At 71.0% G+C, this 18,965-nt stretch carries 22 protein-coding genes; 12 read left to right on the top strand and 10 right to left on the bottom strand.

The genetic code is table 11. The annotated features are described in order from the left end of the window. Positions 1-44: 44 nt before the first annotated feature. From H2041_RS10180 to H2041_RS10200, 5 genes are all read left to right on the top strand, one after another. Positions 45-524 (top strand): Fur family transcriptional regulator, encoded by a 480-nt coding sequence (locus H2041_RS10180; RefSeq protein WP_293412249.1) that lies wholly within the window; start codon positions 45-47, stop codon positions 522-524. An 85-nt stretch (positions 525-609) separates the two neighbouring features. Beyond that, positions 610-1,914 carry a hemolysin family protein gene (locus H2041_RS10185; RefSeq protein WP_293412251.1) on the top strand — a complete coding sequence of 435 codons (1,305 nt, stop codon included), beginning with the start codon at positions 610-612 and terminating at the stop codon, positions 1,912-1,914. Then, complete coding sequence (gene arfB, locus H2041_RS10190) at positions 1,898-2,323, top strand: alternative ribosome rescue aminoacyl-tRNA hydrolase ArfB (RefSeq protein ID WP_293412254.1); 426 nt, start codon at positions 1,898-1,900, stop codon at positions 2,321-2,323. Before H2041_RS10185 ends, arfB begins: the two co-directional genes overlap by 17 nt. Before the next feature lie 80 nt (positions 2,324-2,403). Further along, entirely contained in the window at positions 2,404-2,940 is a 537-nt protein-coding gene (locus H2041_RS10195; protein WP_293412256.1) for a hypothetical protein, read from the top strand. A gap of 73 nt (positions 2,941-3,013) precedes the next feature. Continuing rightward, positions 3,014-3,394, top strand: a complete 381-nt coding sequence (locus tag H2041_RS10200) for a hypothetical protein (protein ID WP_293412258.1) — start codon at positions 3,014-3,016, stop codon at positions 3,392-3,394. 71 nt (positions 3,395-3,465) lie between these two features. Here the strand turns inward: H2041_RS10200 and clpB are convergent, their stop codons facing one another. Then, positions 3,466-6,048, bottom strand: coding sequence for an ATP-dependent chaperone ClpB (gene clpB / locus H2041_RS10205; RefSeq protein WP_293412260.1), 2,583 nt, complete (start codon positions 6,046-6,048; stop codon positions 3,466-3,468). Between the two features lie 220 nt (positions 6,049-6,268). Between clpB and H2041_RS10210 the strand changes: the two genes are divergently transcribed. Then, the gene (locus tag H2041_RS10210; RefSeq protein ID WP_293412262.1) at positions 6,269-7,558 is read left to right on the top strand and encodes an OmpP1/FadL family transporter; all 1,290 of its coding nucleotides are present in this window, start codon (positions 6,269-6,271) and stop codon (positions 7,556-7,558) included. A 21-nt stretch (positions 7,559-7,579) separates the two neighbouring features. Here the strand turns inward: H2041_RS10210 and H2041_RS10215 are convergent, their stop codons facing one another. Genes H2041_RS10215 through H2041_RS10230 form a run of 4 tightly spaced genes read right to left on the bottom strand, consistent with a single transcriptional unit; the run spans position 7,580 to position 9,958 of the window. Continuing rightward, positions 7,580-8,008 carry a DUF1178 family protein gene (locus H2041_RS10215; RefSeq protein ID WP_293412264.1) on the bottom strand — a complete coding sequence of 143 codons (429 nt, stop codon included), beginning with the start codon at positions 8,006-8,008 and terminating at the stop codon, positions 7,580-7,582. Further along, entirely contained in the window at positions 8,005-8,841 is an 837-nt protein-coding gene (locus tag H2041_RS10220) for a carbon-nitrogen hydrolase family protein (protein WP_293412266.1), read from the bottom strand. Before H2041_RS10220 ends, H2041_RS10215 begins: the two co-directional genes overlap by 4 nt. A gap of 16 nt (positions 8,842-8,857) precedes the next feature. Continuing rightward, positions 8,858-9,115, bottom strand: a complete 258-nt coding sequence (gene grxC, locus H2041_RS10225) for a glutaredoxin 3 (RefSeq protein WP_293412268.1) — start codon at positions 9,113-9,115, stop codon at positions 8,858-8,860. Positions 9,116-9,172: 57 nt separating this feature from the next. Beyond that, a complete protein-coding gene (locus H2041_RS10230) occupies positions 9,173-9,958 on the bottom strand; it encodes a ComF family protein (RefSeq protein WP_293412270.1) in 786 nt (261 codons plus the stop codon). On the opposite strand from H2041_RS10230, the gene H2041_RS10235 reads away from it, so the two are divergent. Further along, positions 9,957-10,871: a methyltransferase domain-containing protein gene (locus H2041_RS10235; RefSeq protein WP_293412272.1), complete on the top strand. Its 915-nt coding sequence runs from the start codon at positions 9,957-9,959 to the stop codon at positions 10,869-10,871. The two genes, H2041_RS10230 and H2041_RS10235, sit on opposite strands and share 2 nt — an antisense overlap. Before the next feature lie 6 nt (positions 10,872-10,877). Here H2041_RS10235 and H2041_RS10240 read toward each other — a convergent pair whose 3' ends face one another. Both H2041_RS10240 and H2041_RS10245 read right to left on the bottom strand, forming a co-directional pair. Beyond that, positions 10,878-11,225, bottom strand: a complete 348-nt coding sequence (locus tag H2041_RS10240) for an antibiotic biosynthesis monooxygenase (protein ID WP_293412274.1) — start codon at positions 11,223-11,225, stop codon at positions 10,878-10,880. Continuing rightward, positions 11,222-11,551, bottom strand: coding sequence for an NIPSNAP family protein (locus H2041_RS10245; RefSeq protein WP_293412276.1), 330 nt, complete (start codon positions 11,549-11,551; stop codon positions 11,222-11,224). Before H2041_RS10245 ends, H2041_RS10240 begins: the two co-directional genes overlap by 4 nt. A 74-nt stretch (positions 11,552-11,625) precedes the next feature. Here H2041_RS10245 and H2041_RS10250 point away from each other — a divergent pair, with 74 nt between their 5' ends. Both H2041_RS10250 and H2041_RS10255 read left to right on the top strand, forming a co-directional pair. Beyond that, positions 11,626-12,315 (top strand): helix-turn-helix transcriptional regulator, encoded by a 690-nt coding sequence (locus H2041_RS10250; RefSeq protein ID WP_293412278.1) that lies wholly within the window; start codon positions 11,626-11,628, stop codon positions 12,313-12,315. Between the two features lie 62 nt (positions 12,316-12,377). Further along, complete coding sequence (locus tag H2041_RS10255) at positions 12,378-12,620, top strand: DUF378 domain-containing protein (RefSeq protein ID WP_293412280.1); 243 nt, start codon at positions 12,378-12,380, stop codon at positions 12,618-12,620. Between the two features lie 3 nt (positions 12,621-12,623). On the opposite strand, the gene H2041_RS10260 is transcribed toward H2041_RS10255, so the two are convergent. The 3 genes from H2041_RS10260 to mutT form a co-directional block, all read right to left on the bottom strand. Then, positions 12,624-13,313 (bottom strand): ParA family protein, encoded by a 690-nt coding sequence (locus tag H2041_RS10260; RefSeq protein WP_293412282.1) that lies wholly within the window; start codon positions 13,311-13,313, stop codon positions 12,624-12,626. Positions 13,314-13,420: 107 nt separating this feature from the next. After that, positions 13,421-13,654 (bottom strand): Flp family type IVb pilin, encoded by a 234-nt coding sequence (locus H2041_RS10265; RefSeq protein WP_293412284.1) that lies wholly within the window; start codon positions 13,652-13,654, stop codon positions 13,421-13,423. Then, the gene (gene mutT, locus H2041_RS10270; RefSeq protein ID WP_293412286.1) at positions 13,570-13,977 is read right to left on the bottom strand and encodes an 8-oxo-dGTP diphosphatase MutT; all 408 of its coding nucleotides are present in this window, start codon (positions 13,975-13,977) and stop codon (positions 13,570-13,572) included. The genes H2041_RS10265 and mutT overlap by 85 nt, the downstream gene beginning before the upstream one ends. 292 nt (positions 13,978-14,269) lie before the next feature. Between mutT and H2041_RS10275 the strand changes: the two genes are divergently transcribed. From H2041_RS10275 to H2041_RS10285, 3 genes are all read left to right on the top strand, one after another. Continuing rightward, positions 14,270-15,661, top strand: a complete 1,392-nt coding sequence (locus tag H2041_RS10275) for a DEAD/DEAH box helicase (protein ID WP_293412288.1) — start codon at positions 14,270-14,272, stop codon at positions 15,659-15,661. A gap of 88 nt (positions 15,662-15,749) precedes the next feature. Next, a complete protein-coding gene (locus tag H2041_RS10280; RefSeq protein ID WP_293412290.1) occupies positions 15,750-16,289 on the top strand; it encodes a biliverdin-producing heme oxygenase in 540 nt (179 codons plus the stop codon). A gap of 139 nt (positions 16,290-16,428) precedes the next feature. Beyond that, on the top strand, positions 16,429-18,954 hold the full coding sequence (locus H2041_RS10285; RefSeq protein ID WP_293412292.1) for an HWE histidine kinase domain-containing protein: 2,526 nt from the start codon (positions 16,429-16,431) through the stop codon (positions 18,952-18,954). Positions 18,955-18,965 lie beyond the last annotated feature (11 nt).

The raw sequence follows: 18,965 nt of genomic DNA on the forward strand, positions 1-18,965 counted from the left end.
TCAAGCCTGTTGCGTGATCGGGCGGCGATGTTTAGCTGATCTGCATGGGCGCCGAGTGCCACCACCCAGAAAGCGCGCAGCCGGGACTGGCCGGCTCCGAACTGGCCGCGGCCGTGTCGGCGGCGGAGGTCCGCTGCGAGCAGAGCCGCGAGCGTCTGACGCCTCCACGGCGCCGGGTGCTCCAGCTGCTGCTCGAGGCCGACGGCCCCATGAAGGCCTATGACCTGATCGCCGCTTACGGCCAGGATGGCGAACCGGCCAAGCCGCCGACCGTCTACCGGGCGCTGGAGTTCCTCGAACGCCTCGGTTTTGCGCATCGCATCGAAAGCCTCAACGCCTATGTGCCCTGCCGCATGGAGCGTGAGGGGCACAGCGCGGCCTTCCTGATCTGCGACTGCTGCGGCGCGGCCCAGGAGTTCGAGCCCGACTTCGGCCCGCAGATGCGCGCCGCCGAGGCGGCCGGCTATCAGGTCAAGACCGTGACCCTGGAAGCCCGCGGCCTCTGCCCCGCCTGCCGCGGCTGACGGCGCCCCTATGGCCTAGCAGGGGTTCTCGCCCTTAGGATGCGCGGGCGGCCTCTTCTTCCGACCGCGTCTCGCGCCTAGGCCAATGCTCCTCATCGCCATCGTCGCCGTTCTTCTCCTCCTGGTGCTGAACGGTCTCTTCGCCATGTCCGAACTCGCCGTCGTCTCCGCGCGGCGGGGCCGGCTTCAGGCCCGCGCCGAGGCCGGCGACAAGGGGGCCGCGGCCGCCCTCCGCTTGGCCGAGCAGCCCACCCGCTTCCTGTCCTCCGTGCAGGTGGGCATCACCCTCATCGGCATCCTGGCCGGCGCCTTCGGCCAGGCGACGATCGCCGCAGAGCTCGACGCCCTGCTGGAGGGCGTTCCCGCCATCGCCGGCTATTCCGAGGCGATCGCGACCGGCGTCGTGGTGGTGGCCATCACCTATGTCTCGCTGATCGTCGGCGAGCTGGTGCCCAAGCGCCTGGCGCTGATCTTCCCCGAGTCGCTGGCCGCGCTGGCGGCCCGCCCGCTGGCCGCCTTGGCGGTGCTCATGGGCCCGTTCGTGACCCTGCTGACCGGCTCCACCGCCGCCGTTCTCCGGCTGATGGGGGTGCGCGACTCCCACGGTCAGCCCATGAGCCAGGAGGACGTGGAGATCGTCCTGGCCGAAGGCACGAGCGCCGGCCTGATCGAGCCTGCCGAACGCAAGATCATGACCGAGGTGATGCGCCTGGGCGACCGCCCCGTCCGCGTGGCCATGACGCCGCGGCGGGAGGTCTACTGGGTCTCGCTGGCCGATCCGCCGGACAAGCTGCGCGAGGAGGTCCGCGCATGCCCCTATTCCCGCATCGTCGTCTGCCGCGAGCAGGAGATCGACGATCCCCTGGGCGTGCTCCACAAGAAGGACGTGGCCGACCTGCTGATGGACGCCGCGGACTTCGACCTGGAGCCGCTGGTCCACACGCCGCTGTTCATCCCCGACACCTCCTCGATCCTGCGGACGCTGGAACAGTTCAAGCGGACCACCACCCACATGGCCTTCGTGGTCGACGAGTTCGGCAACTTCGAGGGCGTGGTCACCCCCATCGACCTCCTGGAAATGATCGCCGGCGACTTCCCCGAAGAGCATGACGAGGGCGGCGCCCTGATCGTGCAGCGGGCCGACGGCTCCTTCCTGATCGACGGCCGCGCCGACCTCGTGGACGTCAGCGACCGCCTGGACGAGAGCTTCGGCGAGAACGAGGGCTTCCACACCGCCGCCGGCCTCGTCCTCCACCGCATGGGCAAGATCCCCAAGGAGGGCGACACGGTCGAGATCGGGCGCTACCGCGTCGAGGTCATCGACATGGACGAGCGGCGCATCGACAAGCTGCTCTTCAGCAAGACGCCCGAGGATGTTGAGGATCACTGACCACATCGCCCTGGAGGACGACGAGATCGTCGAGCGCTTCGTGCGCGCCTCCGGCCCCGGCGGGCAGAACGTCAACAAGGTCTCGACGGCCGTGGAGCTGCGCTTCGACGTGCGCAATTCGCCGTCCCTGCCCGAACCCGTGCGCGCGCGGCTGGAGCGTCTGGCCGGGCGGCGGCTGACGCAGGAGGGCGTGCTGGTGCTGATGGCCGAGCGGTTCCGCACGCAGGAGCGCAACCGGGCCGATGCGCAGGAGCGGCTGGCCGAGCTGATCCGCAAGGCCGCCGAGCCGCCGCCCCCGCCGCGCAAGAAGACGCGGCCGACGCTCGCCTCCAAGAAGCGGCGCCTGGAGGCCAAGAGCCGGCGCGGTTCTGTGAAGGCGATGCGGGGCCGCCCGCGGGGCGAGGACTGACGGCGCACGCCGCCCATGGGTGCGGCGGCCCGCCGCATCAGGGGTTGGCTTCTGTCACATACCTTAACTAAAGTCCCGCCATGACCCACCTCCGCCTCCCGGCGCTCGGCGCCGCGCTTGCTCTCCTCGTCACGGCCTGCGCCCCGACCATGGGCCCGCCGCCGCCGCCGCCGGGCCAGCCTGCGCCCTCGCCGACCGTCTTCCGGCCGGAGGACTTCTCCTGGTCGGCCGTGCCCGGCCGCAACCGGATCGACGGCCGCCTGATCTATCGCCAGGGGGCGACCCGCTACACCTGCTCGGGCGCCGGGGTGGTTCTGACTCCGGAGACGCCGTGGACGCGCCGGCGGATGAGCATCCTCTACTCCTCGCCCGACGCCGCGGCCCTGCCGGCTGACGAGGTGCGCGCCCGTACGCCCTCGGCGCCCAATGACGACTATTCCTCGTTCGTGCGGCGGACCACCTGCGACGCCGCCGACCGCTTCAGCTTCTCCAATCTGCCGGACGGCGCCTGGTTCGTGATCACTGTGGCGCGACCCCAGGCCGGCGGCGGCGAGAGCATCGCCATCATGCGCCGCGTGGTCACCCGCGGCGGCCGGGTCACCCCGATCGACCTGTAGCGGCTGACCCAACCGTGAAGCCTTCGTTCGCCCGCCCTCGGAACCGGGGGGCGGGCGAACCGCTTTTGCGGCCATGGCTTCGCTTTCGAAAACCCCCGCCGCCGCGCGCCCGACCCTGCTGGTCCTGGGCGCCGCCAGTCTGATCATCGGCCTGCTGAAGACCGCGAAACCGGAAGCCATCGCCCGCAACACCGGCATGGCCGAGGCCGGCATGGTCCGCACGCTCGGCCTGCGCGAGACCGCCGCCGGCGCGGGCCTGCTGTTGGCGGGACCGAACGCCCCCTGGCTCGCCGCCCACGGCCTGGGCCTGCTCGGCCAGATCGCGGTCCTCCTGAAGGCGCGGCCTGCGACGTCGCGTCAGTGGCGCGGCCTGGCCCTGGGCTACGGCGTCCTGCTGGGTCTGACCCTGGCCGATCTCTACGCCGCGCGCCGGCTCGCCCGCGCCAGGTCCTGACAGCAAAGGCCCTCCCCGTCTCCGGGAAGGGCCCTGTCTTGCGAGACCGAGGTCTCCCTGCTTCGGCGGCCTTAGTGCACCTGGGCCTTGCCGATCGCCAGGCCGTCCTCGCCCGCCCTGACCGAGATCACCGAACCGTCCTCGATGTCGCCGGCCAGCAGCTTGCGGGCGATCGGATCGATCAGCTCCTTCTGGATGACCCGCTTCAGCGGCCGCGCCCCGTAGACCGGGTCGTAGCCCTTGTCGCCCAGCCAGGCGAGGGCGCTGTCGTCCAGCGAGAGCGCCATCCGCCGGTCGGCCAGCAGCTTCTCCACCCGCTGCAGCTGGATGCGGACGATGTTGTCCATCTCCGCACGGCCCAGCCGCTTGAAGAGGATGATCTCGTCGATCCGGTTCAGGAACTCCGGCCGGAAATGGCTGCGGACCACGTCCATCACCATCGGCCGCGCCGCCTCCACATCTTCGCCCTCGGCCTGGTTGGCCAGGAATTCCGAGCCCAGGTTCGAGGTCATGATGATCAGGGTGTTGCGGAAGTCGACCGTCCGGCCCTGGCCGTCGGTCAGCCGCCCGTCGTCGAGCACCTGCAGGAGCACGTTGAAGACGTCGGGGTGAGCCTTTTCCACCTCGTCGAACAGCACGACCTGATAGGGCCGGCGACGCACGGCTTCGGTCAGAGCCCCGCCCTCGTCGTAGCCGACATAGCCGGGAGGCGCCCCGATCATGCGGCTGACCGAGTGCTTCTCCATGTACTCGCTCATGTCCATGCGGGTGATCGCCTGCTCGTCGTCGAACAGGAATTCGGCCAGCGCCTTGGTCAGCTCCGTCTTGCCGACGCCGGTGGGGCCCAGGAACAGGAACGAGCCGATCGGCCGGTTCGGGTCCTGCAGGCCCGCGCGGGCCCGGCGCACGGCGTCGGAGACGGCGACGAGCGCCTCCTCCTGGCCGACCACGCGGGCGCGCAGATTGTCCTCCATGGAGAGCAGCTTCTCGCGCTCGCCCTCCAGCATCTTGTCCACGGGCACGCCGGTCCAGCGGGAGACGACGGCGGCGATCTGCTCGGCGTCGACGACCTCGGGGCTGACCGCCTGTTCGGCCGCGGCGTTCTCGGCCTCGGCCAGCCGGCGCTCCAGGGGCGGGATTTCGCCATAGGCGATCTCCGAAGCCCGCTGCAGATCGCCGCGGCGCTGGGCGGCGACGAGCTCGGCCCGCAGCCGGTCGAGCGCCTCGCGCACCTGGGCGGCGGAGGTCAGCTTGTCCTTCTCGGCCTTCCACTTGGCGGTCATCTCGTCGGACTGGGCTTCCAGCTCGGCGAGCTCGTCCTCCAGCTTTTCCAGCCGGGCCTTGGAGGCGGCGTCGGTCTCCTTGGTCAGGGCCTCGCGCTCGATCTTCAGCTGCACCACGCGGCGGTCGATCTCGTCCAGCTCCTCGGGCTTGGAATCCACGGCCATGCGCACGCGGCTGGCCGCCTCGTCCACCAGGTCGATGGCCTTGTCGGGCAGGAACCGGTCGGTGATGTAGCGGTTCGACAGGGTCGCGGCGGCGACGATGGCGCTGTCGGAGATGCGCACCCCGTGGTGCACCTCGTACTTCTCCTTCAGGCCGCGCAGGATCGAGACCGTGTCCTCCACCGTCGGCTCGTCCACGAAGACGGGCTGGAAGCGGCGGGCGAGCGCGGCGTCCTTCTCCACGTGCTTGCGGTACTCATCCAGCGTTGTGGCGCCGACGCAGTGCAGTTCGCCGCGGGCGAGCGCAGGCTTCAGCAGGTTCGAGGCGTCCATGGCGCCGTCGGACTTCCCCGCGCCCACCAGGGTGTGCATTTCGTCGATGAAGAGGATGATCGAGCCTTCGGCCGCCGTCACCTCGTTCAGCACCGCCTTCAGCCGCTCCTCGAACTCGCCGCGGTACTTCGCGCCGGCGATCAGGGCGCCCATGTCGAGGGAGAGAAGCTGCTTGTCCTTCAGGCTCTCGGGCACGTCGCCATTGACGATGCGCAGGGCCAGGCCCTCGACGATGGCGGTCTTGCCGACGCCGGGCTCGCCGATCAGCACGGGGTTGTTCTTCGTCCGGCGCGACAGGACCTGGATGGTCCGGCGGATCTCCTCGTCGCGGCCGATGACGGGGTCGAGCTTCTGGTCGCGGGCCGCCTGGGTCAGGTCGCGGGCGTAGCGCTTCAGGGCGTCATAGCCTTCCTCCGCCGAGGCGGAGTCGGCGGTGCGGCCCTTGCGGACCTCCTGGGCGGCCTTCTCCAGGGCGTCGGCCTTGGCGCCGGCGGCCTTCAGGATGTCGGCGGCTTCGCGGCCCTCGGCGGCGATGGAGATGAGCAGGCGCTCAGTGGTGACGAAGGCGTCGCCCGCCTTCTTGGCGTCGGCCTCGGCGCGCGCGAAGACGCTGGCCGCTTCAGGGGCCATGTAGAGCTGGCCCGAGCCGCCCTCGACCTTGGGTCGCTTGGCGAGCGCGGCCTCCACGGCGGCGTCGGCCTCGTCGGGCCGGCCGCCCGCGCTCTGGATCAGGGCGCGCGAAAGCCCGTCCTTCTCTTCCAGAAGGACCTTCAGAAGGTGCAGCGGCGCGAGCTGCTGGTGGCGGCGGGCGAGCGCGAGGCTCTGCGCCGACTGGATCGCCTGTTTGGCGCGATCGGAATAGACGTCGATGTTCATGGCATCCCCTCATTAGGCGGATTGGCCAGGCTCGCCTTTGAGTCAGCGCAAGCCTCGCCGGCTCAGATGTAGGTGTGGCTCATGGGCCACACAAGATGGCTCAACCGGCCTCCCGCCCCCGTTCTCCCGGGTCGGCAATGCAACAAATCCAACTCCGAAGCTTTCCACGTGCTTCCGCGGGGGGAACCCCGCCAATTCCCTTATGCGAGTGGAGTTTCTGATGAAGAAGGCGTGGATCCTGGCGCTGGTCGGCGCAACGAGCCTGGCGGGTCTGGCCTCTCCGGCTGCGGCCGGGGGCTTCTATCTGCAGGAGCAGTCGGTCCGAGGCCTGGGCCGCGCCTATTCCGGTGAGGTCGCCGACACGGGGACCTCGTCCCTGTGGTGGAACCCCGCCGCCATCGCCCGCACCCCGCGCGAGGCCTATCTGGGCGCCCATGCCATCTTCGTCGACGCGACGGTGGAGAACGACGGCTCGACCATCACCTATCCGGGCGGCGTGACCGTGCCGGTCCAGGGCGAGCCGCGGGCCTTCAATCCCATCCAGGACGGCGTGGCCCCCAACGCCGCCGTCGCCATGCCGATCGGCGACCGGTTCGCGGTCGGCCTGTCGGTGGCCGCCCCCTACAACTTCACCACCGAATACCGTGACGTCGCCTGGGCCCGCTATGACGGCCTGGAGTCGAGCCTGACCACGGCTGACGTGCAGCTGACCGGCGCCATGCGCGTGACCGACTGGCTGGACGTCGGCGCCGGCGTCAGCGGCCAGTACACCGAGGCCGTCCTGACCACCGCCTATCCCAACCTGTCGCCCGCCCTTCCCGACGGCGTCTCACAGCTGAAGGGGAACGGCTGGGACTTCGGCTGGACCGTGGGCGCCCAGGCGCACTTCGACACCCTGACGCTCGGCGCCAGCTATCGCTCGGCCGTCGAGCACGAACTGGAAGGGGACGTGCGCGTGCTCGGCCTCGCCGGCCCGCTCGCCCCGTTCAACACCGACGTCGAAGGCCAGGCCAACTTCTCGACCCCGTGGATCGCCACCTTCGGCGCCCGCTGGCAGGCCACCGACCGCTTCGCCGTCAACGCCCAGGTGCAGCGCATCGGCTGGAGCGAGTTCGACGACATCGCCGTCACCTCCTCGGCCGTCAACGAGACCCTGATCCAGGACTACCAGGACGTGACCTCCGGCGGGATCGGCTTCGACTACATGGTCAACGACGCCCTGACCCTGCGCGCCGGCGCCCAGTTCGACCCCACGCCCACGCCCGACGATCGCCGCACCGCGCGGGTGCCGGACGGCGATCGCTGGCTCTACGGCGTCGGCGCCACGGCGCGGCTGAGCGACAGCCTGGAGATGGACGCGGCGCTGGCCTACATCGCCTTCGACGAGACCGAGATCAACCACGACACGGTCTTCTACGAAGGCACGCCGGCCCAGACCACGACCCGCCTGCGCGGCGACGTCACCGGCGACGGCGGCATCATCTCCGTGGGCCTGCGCAAGACGTTCTGAGGCCGCCCGCCCCGGGCCGCCTCAGTTGACCTCGGTCTTCTTGGGCGGTTCGGGGGGCAGCGGGGCGACGGGGACGCCGTCCTCGACGAGGGCCTTCACCTCGGCGGGCGAGGCCTCGCCATAGATGCCGCGGTCTTCGGACCGGCCTTCGTGGATGGCGCGGGCCTCGCGGGCGAAGGCGTCGCCCACATAGTCGAAGTTCTCTTCCACGTGGCGGCGCACCTTGCCGAGCGCCTCCATCATCATCGCGCGCGCCTTGGGCGGCAGGTCGGGCGTGTTGCGCTTCGTGCCCGCGACGGCCGGGGCCATGATCTGCTTGCGCACGGACTTGGAGGCGCAGACCGGGCACTCCAGCAGGCCGCGCGCCTGCTGGTCGTCGAAGTCGGACGAGGAGCCGAACCAGCCTTCGAACTCGTGGCCGTGCTCGCAGGCCAAGGCGTAGCGGATCATGGGCGCGCCGACGGCTCGGTGAAGGCGCGGGCGTTGGCCAGCGCCGGAATGGCGCGGCGCGCCTTGTCCACCAGGGAGAGATCGAGGTCGGCGAAGAGGACGCCCGGCTCGTCGTGGTCCAGTCGGGCGATCACCTCGCCCCAGGGCGCGACGGCGAGGCTGCGGCCATAGGTGCCGCGGCCATCCTCATGGAAGCCGCCCTGGGCCGGGGCCAGCATGAAGCTGCCCGTCTCGATGGCCCGGGCGCGCAGAAGCACCTCCCAGTGCGCCTCGCCCGTCGGACGGGTGAAGGCGGCCGGCGTCGTCAGCACCTGGGCCCCGGCGAGCGCCAGGGCGCGGTGCAGGGCGGGGAAGCGCACGTCGTAGCAGATGGTGAGGCCGAGCTTCGCCCCTTCGGCCTCGGCGACCACCGCGGCGTCGCCCGGCTCGTAGGTGGCCGATTCCCGCGCCGTCTCGCCCGTCGGCAGGTCGACGTCGAACATGTGCAGCTTGTCGTAGGTGGCGACGATCTCGCCCTGGGCGTCAATCAGCGCGCTGCGGTTGGCGGCCTTGCCGTCCTCGCGCTTCACCAGGGCCGAGCCGACCAGGACGGTGACGCCCAGTTCGCGCGCCGCCTGCCGGAGCCCGGCGACCACCGGGTCTTCCTCCAGCGAGACGAGCTGCGGCAGCAGGGTCTCGCGATCCTTCTGCAGGATGTTGGTCCCCTCCGGCGTGGCGATCAGGCGCGCGCCGCCGGCCGCGGCCTGGCGCACGAGCGGCAGGACGTGGTCGAGCGCGGCGGCGTGGCTGGCCGGCGTGCGGGTCTGGACGAGCGCGACGCGCAACGGACTCATCGGAGGCGCGGCGTCCCTAGGCCTGCAGCAGGGCGTCGAGCTTGCCCTGCTGTTCCAGCGCCATCATGTCGTCGCAGCCGCCGATGTGGCGGTCGCCGATGAAGATCTGCGGGAAGGTGTTGCGGCCGCCGGAGCGCTCGTTCATCTCGCGGCGCTTCTCGGGATCGAAGGCGGCCTCGATCTCGGTGAACTCGACTCCCTTCTTCTCCAGCAGCGACAGGGCGCGGATGCAGTAGGGGCAGTAGGGCTTGGTGTAGATGGTGACCTGGGTCATGGCGGGGATAAGGGGCCTCCTTTGGCGAATGTCCAGACCTGAGCCGTAGGCGGACGGTCATATGGCGCCGCGCGCCGCCTCTTTCACCCGGGCGATCACTGCGACATCGACGCGCGCCGCGCCGGCGGCCCGCAGGGCGCGCGCACAGCCTTCGGCCGTGGCGCCCGTGGTCAGAACGTCGTCGATCAGCAGGATGTTGCGCCCGGCCACCTGCCGCGCCCGCCCCTCCGGCACCGCGAAGGCGCCGGCGACGTTGCGCCGCCGGCCCGAGCCCGACTTGCCGCCCTGGCTGTCGGTGGCCCTGCGGCGCACCAGGGCGTCGGGCAGGTAGGCGCGGCCCCTCAGCCGCGCCAGGGCGCGGGCGATCTCGGCGGCCTGGTTGAAGCGGCGGGCGAACAGCCGGCCGGGGTGCAGCGGAACCGGGGCGATGGCGTCGGCCTCCTCGATCAGGAGGTCGGCCGAACGCGAGATCCAGCGGGCGAACAGGGGCGCCAGGTCCTGCCGGTCGGCGTGCTTGAGCTGCAGGATCGGATCGCGGGACGTCTCGTCATAGATGCAGGCGGCGCGGGCGCGGGAAAAGGCGCGGGGCTTGGCCTCGCAGGCCACGCAGCGCACGCCCGGCCCCAGGGCGTATTCGAACGGCGTCCCGCAGCCGTCGCAGACAGGTCCGTCGAGGAAGGTGATGCGGCTCCAGGCCTCCGCCGACAGGCCGACCGATGCGGGCCGAGGCCCGTCATTGAGCGCTTGCGGCGGGAAGACGAGGTCGAGCAGGCCGCGTCCGGCCGAAATCAGCCGCGGCCCCGGTTTCCACAGGGCCGGCGAAGGGCCATCTTGCGCGCTCATGTCCTCCGCCCCGCCCCGCCTCTTCGATCGGTCCCTGCACCGCAAGCGCCTGGACCGCGCCGCCGCCGGCTTCTCCCAGGCCGACTTCCTCCACCGCCGCGCAGCGGAGGACGCCGTCGAGCGGCTGGAGCCGATCATGCGCGACTTCCCCGTGGCCGTCGATCTTTCGGCGCGCCGGGGGGCGTTCCGCGAAGCCCTGGCGCAGAGCGATGCGCGCAACCGTATCGGCGAGGTGATCGAGGTCGACGCCTCGCCCGCCATGCTCGCCGGCCGGCGGGGTCCGCGGCTCGTCGCCGACGAGGAGGCCCTGCCCTTCGCCCCCGGCAGCCTCGACCTCGCCGTCTCGACGCTCGGCCTGCACTGGACCAACGATGTGGTGGGAGCCCTGATCCAGATCCGCCGCGCCCTGCGCCCCGACGGCCTCTTCATCGGCGCCTTTCTGGGCGGCTCGACCCTCTTCGAGCTGCGCCGCTCGCTGATCGATGCGGAGACCGAGATCCTGGGCGGCGCCGGCAGCCGCGTCTCGCCCTTCGCCGATCCGGCCGACGCCGCGGGCCTGCTGCAGCGCGCGGGCTTCGCCCTCCCCGTGGCCGATGTGGACCGGGTGAGCGTGCGCTATTCCCATCCGCTGAAGCTGCTCGCCGACCTGCGCCAGATGGGCGAGACCAATGCGCTTTCCGAACGCCATCCCCGCGCGCTCACCCGCGCCCTGCTGGCCCGCGCCTTCGAACTCTATGTCGAGCGCTTCGCCGAGCCCGACGGCCGCGTGCCGGCCACCTTCGAGATCCTGACCCTGACCGGCTGGGCGCCGCACGAGAGCCAGCAGCAGCCGCTCAAGCCCGGCTCGGCCAAGATGCGCCTGGCCGACGCGCTCGGCGTGAAGGAGAACCCGCTGCCGCGGGACGAGGACTGAGGCCCGCTAGCGCCTTCCTTCGACCGCCTTGGCCGCCGGCGCCTCCGCCCGGTCGGCAAGGCCATAGTCCCGGGTCACTTCGGCGATGCGGAGACGGTAGTCGGCGAAGACGCCTGCGCGCCCTTCGCTCTGAGCCTGGCGATGGCCGGCATGACCGCGCCAGGCGGCCACGGCGGCCTCGTCGCGCCAGAAGGACAGCGACAGGAGCTTGCCCGGTTCGGCGAGGCTCTCGAAGCGCTCGATGGAGATGAAACCGTCGATCCTGTCGAGTTCCGGCCGCAGCAGGCCGGCGAGCTCGAAATAGCGATCGCCGCGGCCGTCGGCGGGCCAGGCTTCGAAGAGGACCGCGATCATCGCGTCACCTTCCCTTCGTGCGGAGCCGAAGCCAGGCGCAGGAAGATCCGGTCTTCCCGCCGGATGAAGCCCTCCGCCTTGGCGAAGGCGTAGTTTTCGCGGCCCTGCGGGTCGTCGCGCAGCCGCGCGCGGTAGGCCTCGTAGGCGGCCAGGCTGTCGATGTTGTAGACGCCGTAGGCGGTCGTGGCCGAGCCCTCATGCGGGGCGAAATAGCCCACGAGGTCCGCGCCGCAACGCGGAATGGCCTCGCCCCAGGCCTTCGCATAGGCCTCGAAGGCGTCGACGCGGAACGGGTCGATTTCGTACCGGATGAAGCAGGTGATCACGGCGGGCTCCCAGTGGTTCAGGCTGAGATCTCTAGCGGCTGGAGCGACGTCGATGCTTCGGTTAGGATCGAACTATGCAAGACGGACCCGTCATCGCCCGCACCGCCGCCCTGCTCGGCGATCCGGCGCGCGCCAACATGCTGACCGCGCTCATGGACGGGCGCGCACTGACGGTCAGCGAATTGGCCGAGGTGGCCGGCGTCACCCTGCCGACCGCCAGCGGTCATCTGGCGCGCCTTTTCGAAGCGGAGCTCGTCACGGCGGAAAAGCAGGGGCGCAGCCGCTACTTCCGGCTCTCCGGCCCTGATGTGGCTGAGGTTCTGGAGGGCCTGATGGCCCTGGCGCAGCGGACCGGCGCCGTGCGCGTGCGGACAGGACCCCGGGACCCGGCGCTTCGCCGCGCGCGGATCTGCTACGACCATCTGGCCGGCGCCGCTGGCGTGGCGGTGATGGACGGCCTGGTCGAGCGGGGCTGGCTGACCTCCGGCGAGGCGCCGCAGCTGACAGACGCCGGCCGCCAGGGTCTGACCGATTTCGGCCTGCCGGTCGAAAGGCTCGCGGGCGCGCGCCGGCCTCTATGTCGGCGTTGCCTCGACTGGAGCGAGCGGCGCAGCCATCTGGGCGGCGCGCTGGGCGCAGCTCTGCTTCAGCAGATCGTGGACGTCGGCTGGGCCCGCAGAACGGACGGGCGGGTGATCGTGATCTCGGCCGCCGGCGCGGCGGGTCTGTCGGAGCGGCTTGGCGTCCGCGTCGCTGCAAGCTAGGCCGAAGGAACACCGGCGTTCTCCAGGTGTTGATTTCGCAAGCCGTTCCAAAGGAGAACCCTGTGAAAGCTCTCAACCTCGCAACCCTGATCCTGGTGATCGTCGGCGGACTGAACTGGGGCCTCGTGGGCGCCTTCGACGTCGATCTGGTCGCCAGCCTGTTCGGTGTCGACACCGTTCTGTCGAACCTCGTCTACATCGTCGTCGGCCTCTCCGCCCTCTGGCAGATCATGCCGCTCGCCCAGGCCTTCAAGACCGGCGAGGTCTCGGCCGAGGCGCATCGTCCGACGGCGTCGCGGCTCTAAGCCCTACGACCGGGCCCGCCGGGGCGCGGCGGCGTCGTTGGCCGCGGCCGGCGCAGCTTCGGCGACGAATTGCTGCTCGACGGCGGCCGCCAGGCTTCGGACCTCGGCGGCCGCTACGCCTTCGGGTTCGTAATCCACCACGCCCTGGCCGCGTGCGATGGCGTTCTGGTAGGCGAGCCTCGCCCGCAGGGCCCTCGGCGCCACGGGGACGCCGGAGAAGCGGAGGGTTTCCAGCGTCGCCGCGACGCTCCGCGGCTCCGCCCCCCGCCGGGCGGGCGGACACTGGTTGAGAACCACCATGCCGCGCGTGCTGAGCTGGCGAACGAGCTCCAGGGTCTTCAGCGCCGCGGAAAGGTCGAGATAGGTCGGACGGGCGACGATCAGGCACAGGTCCGCCAGCTTGATGGCGGCGACGATGTCGGCCTCGGGCGAAGCCGGCGTGTCGATCACCAGCCGCTCGACGCCGCTGCGCGCCGAGGCGGTGGACAGGGCGAACAGCTTCGAAGCCGAGGTCTCCACCACCGGACCCCCGTCGCCGGGGGTGGCGCGCAGGGCCTCGCTCGTCGAGCGGAGGGGATCGGCATCGGCCAGGACCGTGCGGCGCTCCGCCTGCCGCAGCGCCGCGAACAGGTTGACGGCCAGGGTCGTCTTGCCCGCTCCGCCCTTTCGCGAAATGACCGCGATCGTCTTCATCCGCGCCCCCGCTGGACCCTAGGCAAAGGTTATCCACAGGCGCAAGTCGGCTTTGTGACGGCGGCGCGCACGCCGCAGCGAATGCCCCGCCGGGCGGCAGGCGGCGCCTAGCCCAGGGAGTCGGAGACGAAGATCAGGAGGTCGTAGATCTCGGCGCGCAACGCGCCTGCGGCCGTGACGACGACGAGGCCGAGGACGGCCGCCAGCAGGGCGTACTCGATCGCGGTCGCGCCGCGGTCGTCGCGCCGGAAGGCGCTCAGATCAGGTCGCGCAGCCAGGCGACCAGCGGCGCGTCGGCCGGCGGCATCGGATAATCGGTCAGCTTGGCGGGCTTCACCCATGCGATGGCCTTGTGCTCCCTGGCGGTGACGAAACCGCTCCAACGCCGGCACAGATAGAGTGGCATCAGCAGGTGAAAGGACTCATAACCGTGGCTGGCGAAGACGAACGGCGCCAGGCAGGCGCCGGTCACGGTGATGCCCAGTTCCTCGTCGAGCTCGCGGATCAGGCAGGCCTCCGGCGTCTCGCCGGGCTCGACCTTGCCGCCCGGAAACTCCCACAGGCCGGCCAGCTGCTTGCCCTCCGGGCGCTGGCAGATCAGGACGCGGCCGTCGGTGTCGACGAGGGCCGCCGCGGCGACCAGCAGGAGGGGCTTATAGGTCATGCCTCCTCATTCCCGCACCGCGCCAGGAATGCAACAGGATCGACGAAACGATCGGATGAGGTTGACTTCGCAGCTGCGAAAGACGATGTGCAGGACGCGCCGATCTTTGGCGCTATCGGCGCTCCGGCCCGCGTGAAGGTCTCCATCATCAGGAGATCTGGCCCGTTGAGCGCCCTGAAGAGATCGCATCGATCGCCCCGCCACGCGGGGGCTTTCCCCAAATCATCGCGTCCCGCGACCGTCGCATCCTGCGAGCGGCCGCGCTCGGCGCATTCCGAAAGACGGACGTCACTTGACCCAGTTCACCGACCTTGGCCTCGCCAAGCCCCTCCTCAAGGCCCTCGCCGACGAAGGCTATGAGACCCCCACCCCCATCCAGGCCAAGGCCATTCCGGGCGTGCTGGCCGGCCGCGACCTGTTGGGCATCGCCCAGACCGGCACCGGCAAGACCGCGGCCTTCGCCCTGCCCATCCTGCACCGCCTGGCCGAGGATCGCCGCGCCGCGCCGCGCCGCGGCTGCCGCGTGCTGGTGCTCTCCCCCACCCGTGAGCTCGCCACCCAGATCGGCGAGAGCTTCAAGACCTATGGCCGGCACCTTGGCCTTTCCGTCGCCGTCATCTTCGGCGGCGTGAAGTACGGCGGCCAGATGCGCACCATGGCGCCGGGCGTCGACGTGCTCGTCGCCACGCCGGGCCGCCTGATCGACCACCTGCAGGAAAAGACCGTCACGCTGGAAGGCGTCGAGACCTTCGTCCTCGACGAGGCCGACCAGATGCTCGACATGGGCTTCATCGTGCCGATCCGCCGGATCGTGAAGCACCTGGCCCACAAGCGTCAGAACCTGTTCTTCTCGGCCACCATGCCGAGCGAGATCGGCAAGCTGGCCGGCGAACTGCTGAAGGACCCGCTGCAGGTGTCCGTGACGCCCCAGGCGACGACGGTGGAACGCATCCGCCAGCAGGTCCTGTTCGTCGAGCAGCAGCGCAAGCGCGCCCTGCTGGCCGAACTCTTCGCCGAGAAGGACTTCAAGCGCGTCATCGTCTTCACCCGCACCAAGCGCGGCGCCGACCGCGTGGCCAAGAGCCTGGAGCAGGGCGGCGTCGAAGCCGCAGCCATCCACGGCGACAAGAGCCAGGGCCAGCGGGAGCGGGCGCTGGCGGCCTTCAAGGCCGGTCAGATCCGCGCCCTGGTGGCCACCGACATCGCCGCACGGGGCATCGACATCGACGCCGTCAGCCACGTGGTGCAGTACGAACTGCCCAACGTGCCGGAAGCCTATGTCCACCGGATCGGCCGGACCGCGCGCGCCGGCGCCGAGGGCTCGGCCATCGCCTTCTGCGCCGACGACGAACGCAACCTGCTGCGCGACATCCAGAAGGTGACGCGCCAGACCATCCCGTCCTTCGACCGCCGCAACGACAAGGCGCTCGGCCTGATGACCAAGGCGATCGCCGAGGTCTCGCCGGAGCCCGCCGCGGCGCCGGTCCGGTCCCGCGACCCCCGCAACAACGTCCCGGCCGCCTTGCGCAAGACCCGCAACCGCCGCCGGCCCGAAGGCGGCAAGGCCGCCGGCCCGCGCGACGGCGGCGGCAAGCCGCAGGCGCGCGCGGAGAGCGGCGCGGGCGGCGGCTTCCGCGGTCCCAAGCGGCAGCCGGCGACGAAGAGCTGGAGCCCGCTCGACTAACCGGAAAGCCAGGTGCGGCCACGCTTTGGCGTTTCGTGCGTTCGTGGCATGGAGCGTCAAAGTCTGGCGGTTGGTGATGGAATTCCGAATGAAGCTGCGCGCGGCCACGCGTGCGGCGCACGAGCGTGTGGACCGCCTCGGCGAAAGCTTCGACCTGGCGAGTCCCGCCGGCTATCGCGCCTTCCTCCGCGGACACGGGGCGGCCCTGCCTGGCCTCGAGCGCAGGCTGGAGGCGGCCGGCGTCGGGCGGCTCCTGTCCGACTGGCCCAGCCGCCGGCGCACGGGCGTCCTCCTGCAGGATCTGGCGGCGGTCGCCGCCGCGCCGCCCGAACCGGTCGCATCGCCGGGCCTGCATACGCGCGCCCAGCTCATGGGCGCGCTCTACGTGCTCGAAGGCTCCCGCCTCGGCGGCGCCTATCTGCGCCGGCGCCTGGCGCAGAGCCAGCCGGACGCGCCGGCGGCCTATCTGGCGCACGGCGCGGGCGAGCCCCTGTGGCGGACCTTCGTCGAATGGCTCGGGGCCCAGACGCCCTCGCCCGCGGAAGAGGCGACGGCCATCGCCGCCGCCGACGCGACCTTCGCCACCTTCGAAACCGGCTTCCGGCAAGCCGCGCGCGAAGCGGCCTGAGCCCGCCGCGCGAGGGTGAGAGTCATCTACCGGACAGATCGCCTCGCCATTCTGTGTTGAGTTCCAGGTCCGGCGCACGCGGCGTCGCGCCGCGCCCACCCAAGACCTCCCCCATCTCCCGCCAGCGAGTGCCGACCTTTTGGCCGATGTCGACCTGACAAATTGCGACCGCGAACCGATCCACATCCTGGGTGCGGTCCAGCCATTCGGATTCCTGCTGGCGGTGTCCCGCGACTGGATCGTCGCGCATGCCTCGGACAACGCCGTCGCGTTCCTCGGCCTGCCCGCCGACGACCTCATCGGGCAGTCCCTGACCCAGGTGCTGGACGGTCACGCGATCCACGAAATCCGCGGCCGCCTGCAGATCATGCGCGGCGCCGACGCGGTCGAGCGGGTTTTCGGACTGGCCCTGCGGCCGGGCGGCGAGCCCTTCGACGTGGCGGTCCACTATTCCGGCGACCTGCTGGTCATCGAGGCCGAGCCGAGCCGCGCGGACTCCTCCCTGGAGGCGGCCTCGGCCGTCCGCTCCATGGCCAACCGCGTGGCGGAGCGGAAGTCGCTGGAGGACCTGTTCCACGAGGCGGCGCGGCAGGTGCGGGCCCTGACCGAGTTCGACCGGGTCATGGTCTACCGCTTCGACCAGGACGGCGCGGGCGAGGTGGTCGCCGAGTCCGTGCGGCCGGGCATCGGCTCGTTCCTCGGCCTTCGCTATCCCGCCACCGACATTCCCCAGCAGGCCCGCGCCCTCTATGAGCGCAACTGGCTGCGCATCATCGCCGATGTCGACGCCGTGACCCCCCAGATCCGCCCGGCGCTCGGCCCCACGGGCGAGCCGCTCGACCTCTCCATGTCGATGCTGCGGGCGGTCTCGCCGATCCATATCGAGTATCTGCGCAACATGGGCGTCGGCGCCTCGCTGTCGGTCTCCATCCTCCGGCAGGGCCGGCTCTGGGGGCTGTTCGCCTGCCATCACTATGGGCCGCACCACGTCTCCTACGAGCGGCGCACCGCAGCCGAGCTGTTCGGCCAGATCTTCTCCTACATGCTCGAGAGCCGCGAACAGGCGGCCGAGGCCCAGCACGTCCAGAGGGCGCGCAACCTGCACGACCGCCTGATCAGCGCGGTCGCGGCCAGCGCTTCCGGGCCGGAGAGCATCACGCCCTTCCTGGGCGAACTCTGCGGCCTGGCGGGCTGCGACGGCCTCGCCCTCCACATGGCGGGCCAGACGGCGAGCCTGGGAAAGGTGCTGGCCGGCGAGCCGCTCGAACAGCTCATCGGCTTCCTCGACGCCCAGGGGCGCGACGCCGTCTTCCACACCCACCACCTTTCGGCCCTGCTGCCGCAGGCGGCCGACTGGCGCGACGTCGCCGCCGGCGTCGTCGCCGTGCCCGTCTCGCGCCAGCCTGGCGACTACATGCTCTTCTTCCGGGGCGAGGTGGTCCGCGAGGTGACCTGGGCGGGCGATCCGAACAAGCCGGTGAGCGTCGGGCCGCTGGGCGCGCGGCTGACGCCGCGCCAGAGCTTCGAGGAGTGGAAGGAGACGGTGCGCGGCCAGTCCCGGCCCTGGACAGGCTCCGAACTGGCCGCCGTCGAGAGCCTGCGCCTGACCCTGCTGGAGGTGGTGCTCCGCCTGACCGACCTGGCCAACGCCGAGCGCGGCAAGGCCCAGCACCGGCAGGAAATCCTGATCGCCGAGCTGAACCACCGGGTGCGCAACATCCTCGGGCTGATCCGCGGACTGATCTCCCAGAGCCGCGACGGCGCCTCCACCGTCCAGCAGTTCTTCGAGGTGGTCTCCGGGCGCGTGCAGGCCCTGGCCCGGGCCCATGACCAGATCACCCAGCATCACTGGGGTCCCGGGGCCCTGACCGAGCTGATCCGCGGCGAGGCCGAGGCCTATCTCGCCGCCAAGGCCGAGCGGCTGGTCCTGTCGGGCCCCGACGTGCTGATCGAGCCCCAGGCCTTTTCGACCCTCTCGCTGGTGATCCACGAACTGGTCACCAACTCGGCCAAGTACGGCGCGCTCTGCGACAGCCGCGGCAAGGTCCATGTCTCCTGGGAGGTGGACGGCGCCGGGGCCCTGGAGCTGAAGTGGCGCGAGGAGGGCGGCCCCGCCGTCAGGCCGCCGACTCGGCGGGGCTTTGGCTCAACCATCATCGAACGCTCCATCCCGCATGAACTGGGGGGCGAGGCGATGGTGGATTTCCGGCCCGAGGGTCTGTCGGTCGCCCTGCGCATCCCCGGCCGGTTCGTGGTCCAGTCGGTGTCGCGCGCCGCCGGCCCGGCGCCCTCGACCCGCGAGAGCGCTCAGGTCTCGGGTCCGGCCCACGTCCTCCTCGTGGAGGACAACATGATCATCGCGCTCGACCTGGAGGGCGTGCTGCTGAAGCTGGGCGTGCGGCAGGTGGACGTGGCCTCCACCGTCTCGGCGGCCCTGACGGCCCTGGACGAGGCGCGGCCGGACTTCGCCATGCTCGACCTCAACCTGGGAACGGAGACCTCCATTCCGGTGGCCGAACGGCTGCTGGAGATGGGCGTGCCCTTCGCCTTCGGCACGGGCTTCGGCGATCAGGCCGACCTGCCCGAGGCGCTGTCCCGGGTGACCGTGATCAGCAAGCCCTATTCGGAGAAGGCCCTGCGCGAGGCGCTCGCCGCCGCGCGCTGAGCCGCCTGCGC

Origin of the sequence: Phenylobacterium sp. (genome assembly GCF_013911965.1) — a bacterium.
GTDB lineage: Bacteria > Pseudomonadota > Alphaproteobacteria > Caulobacterales > Caulobacteraceae > Phenylobacterium.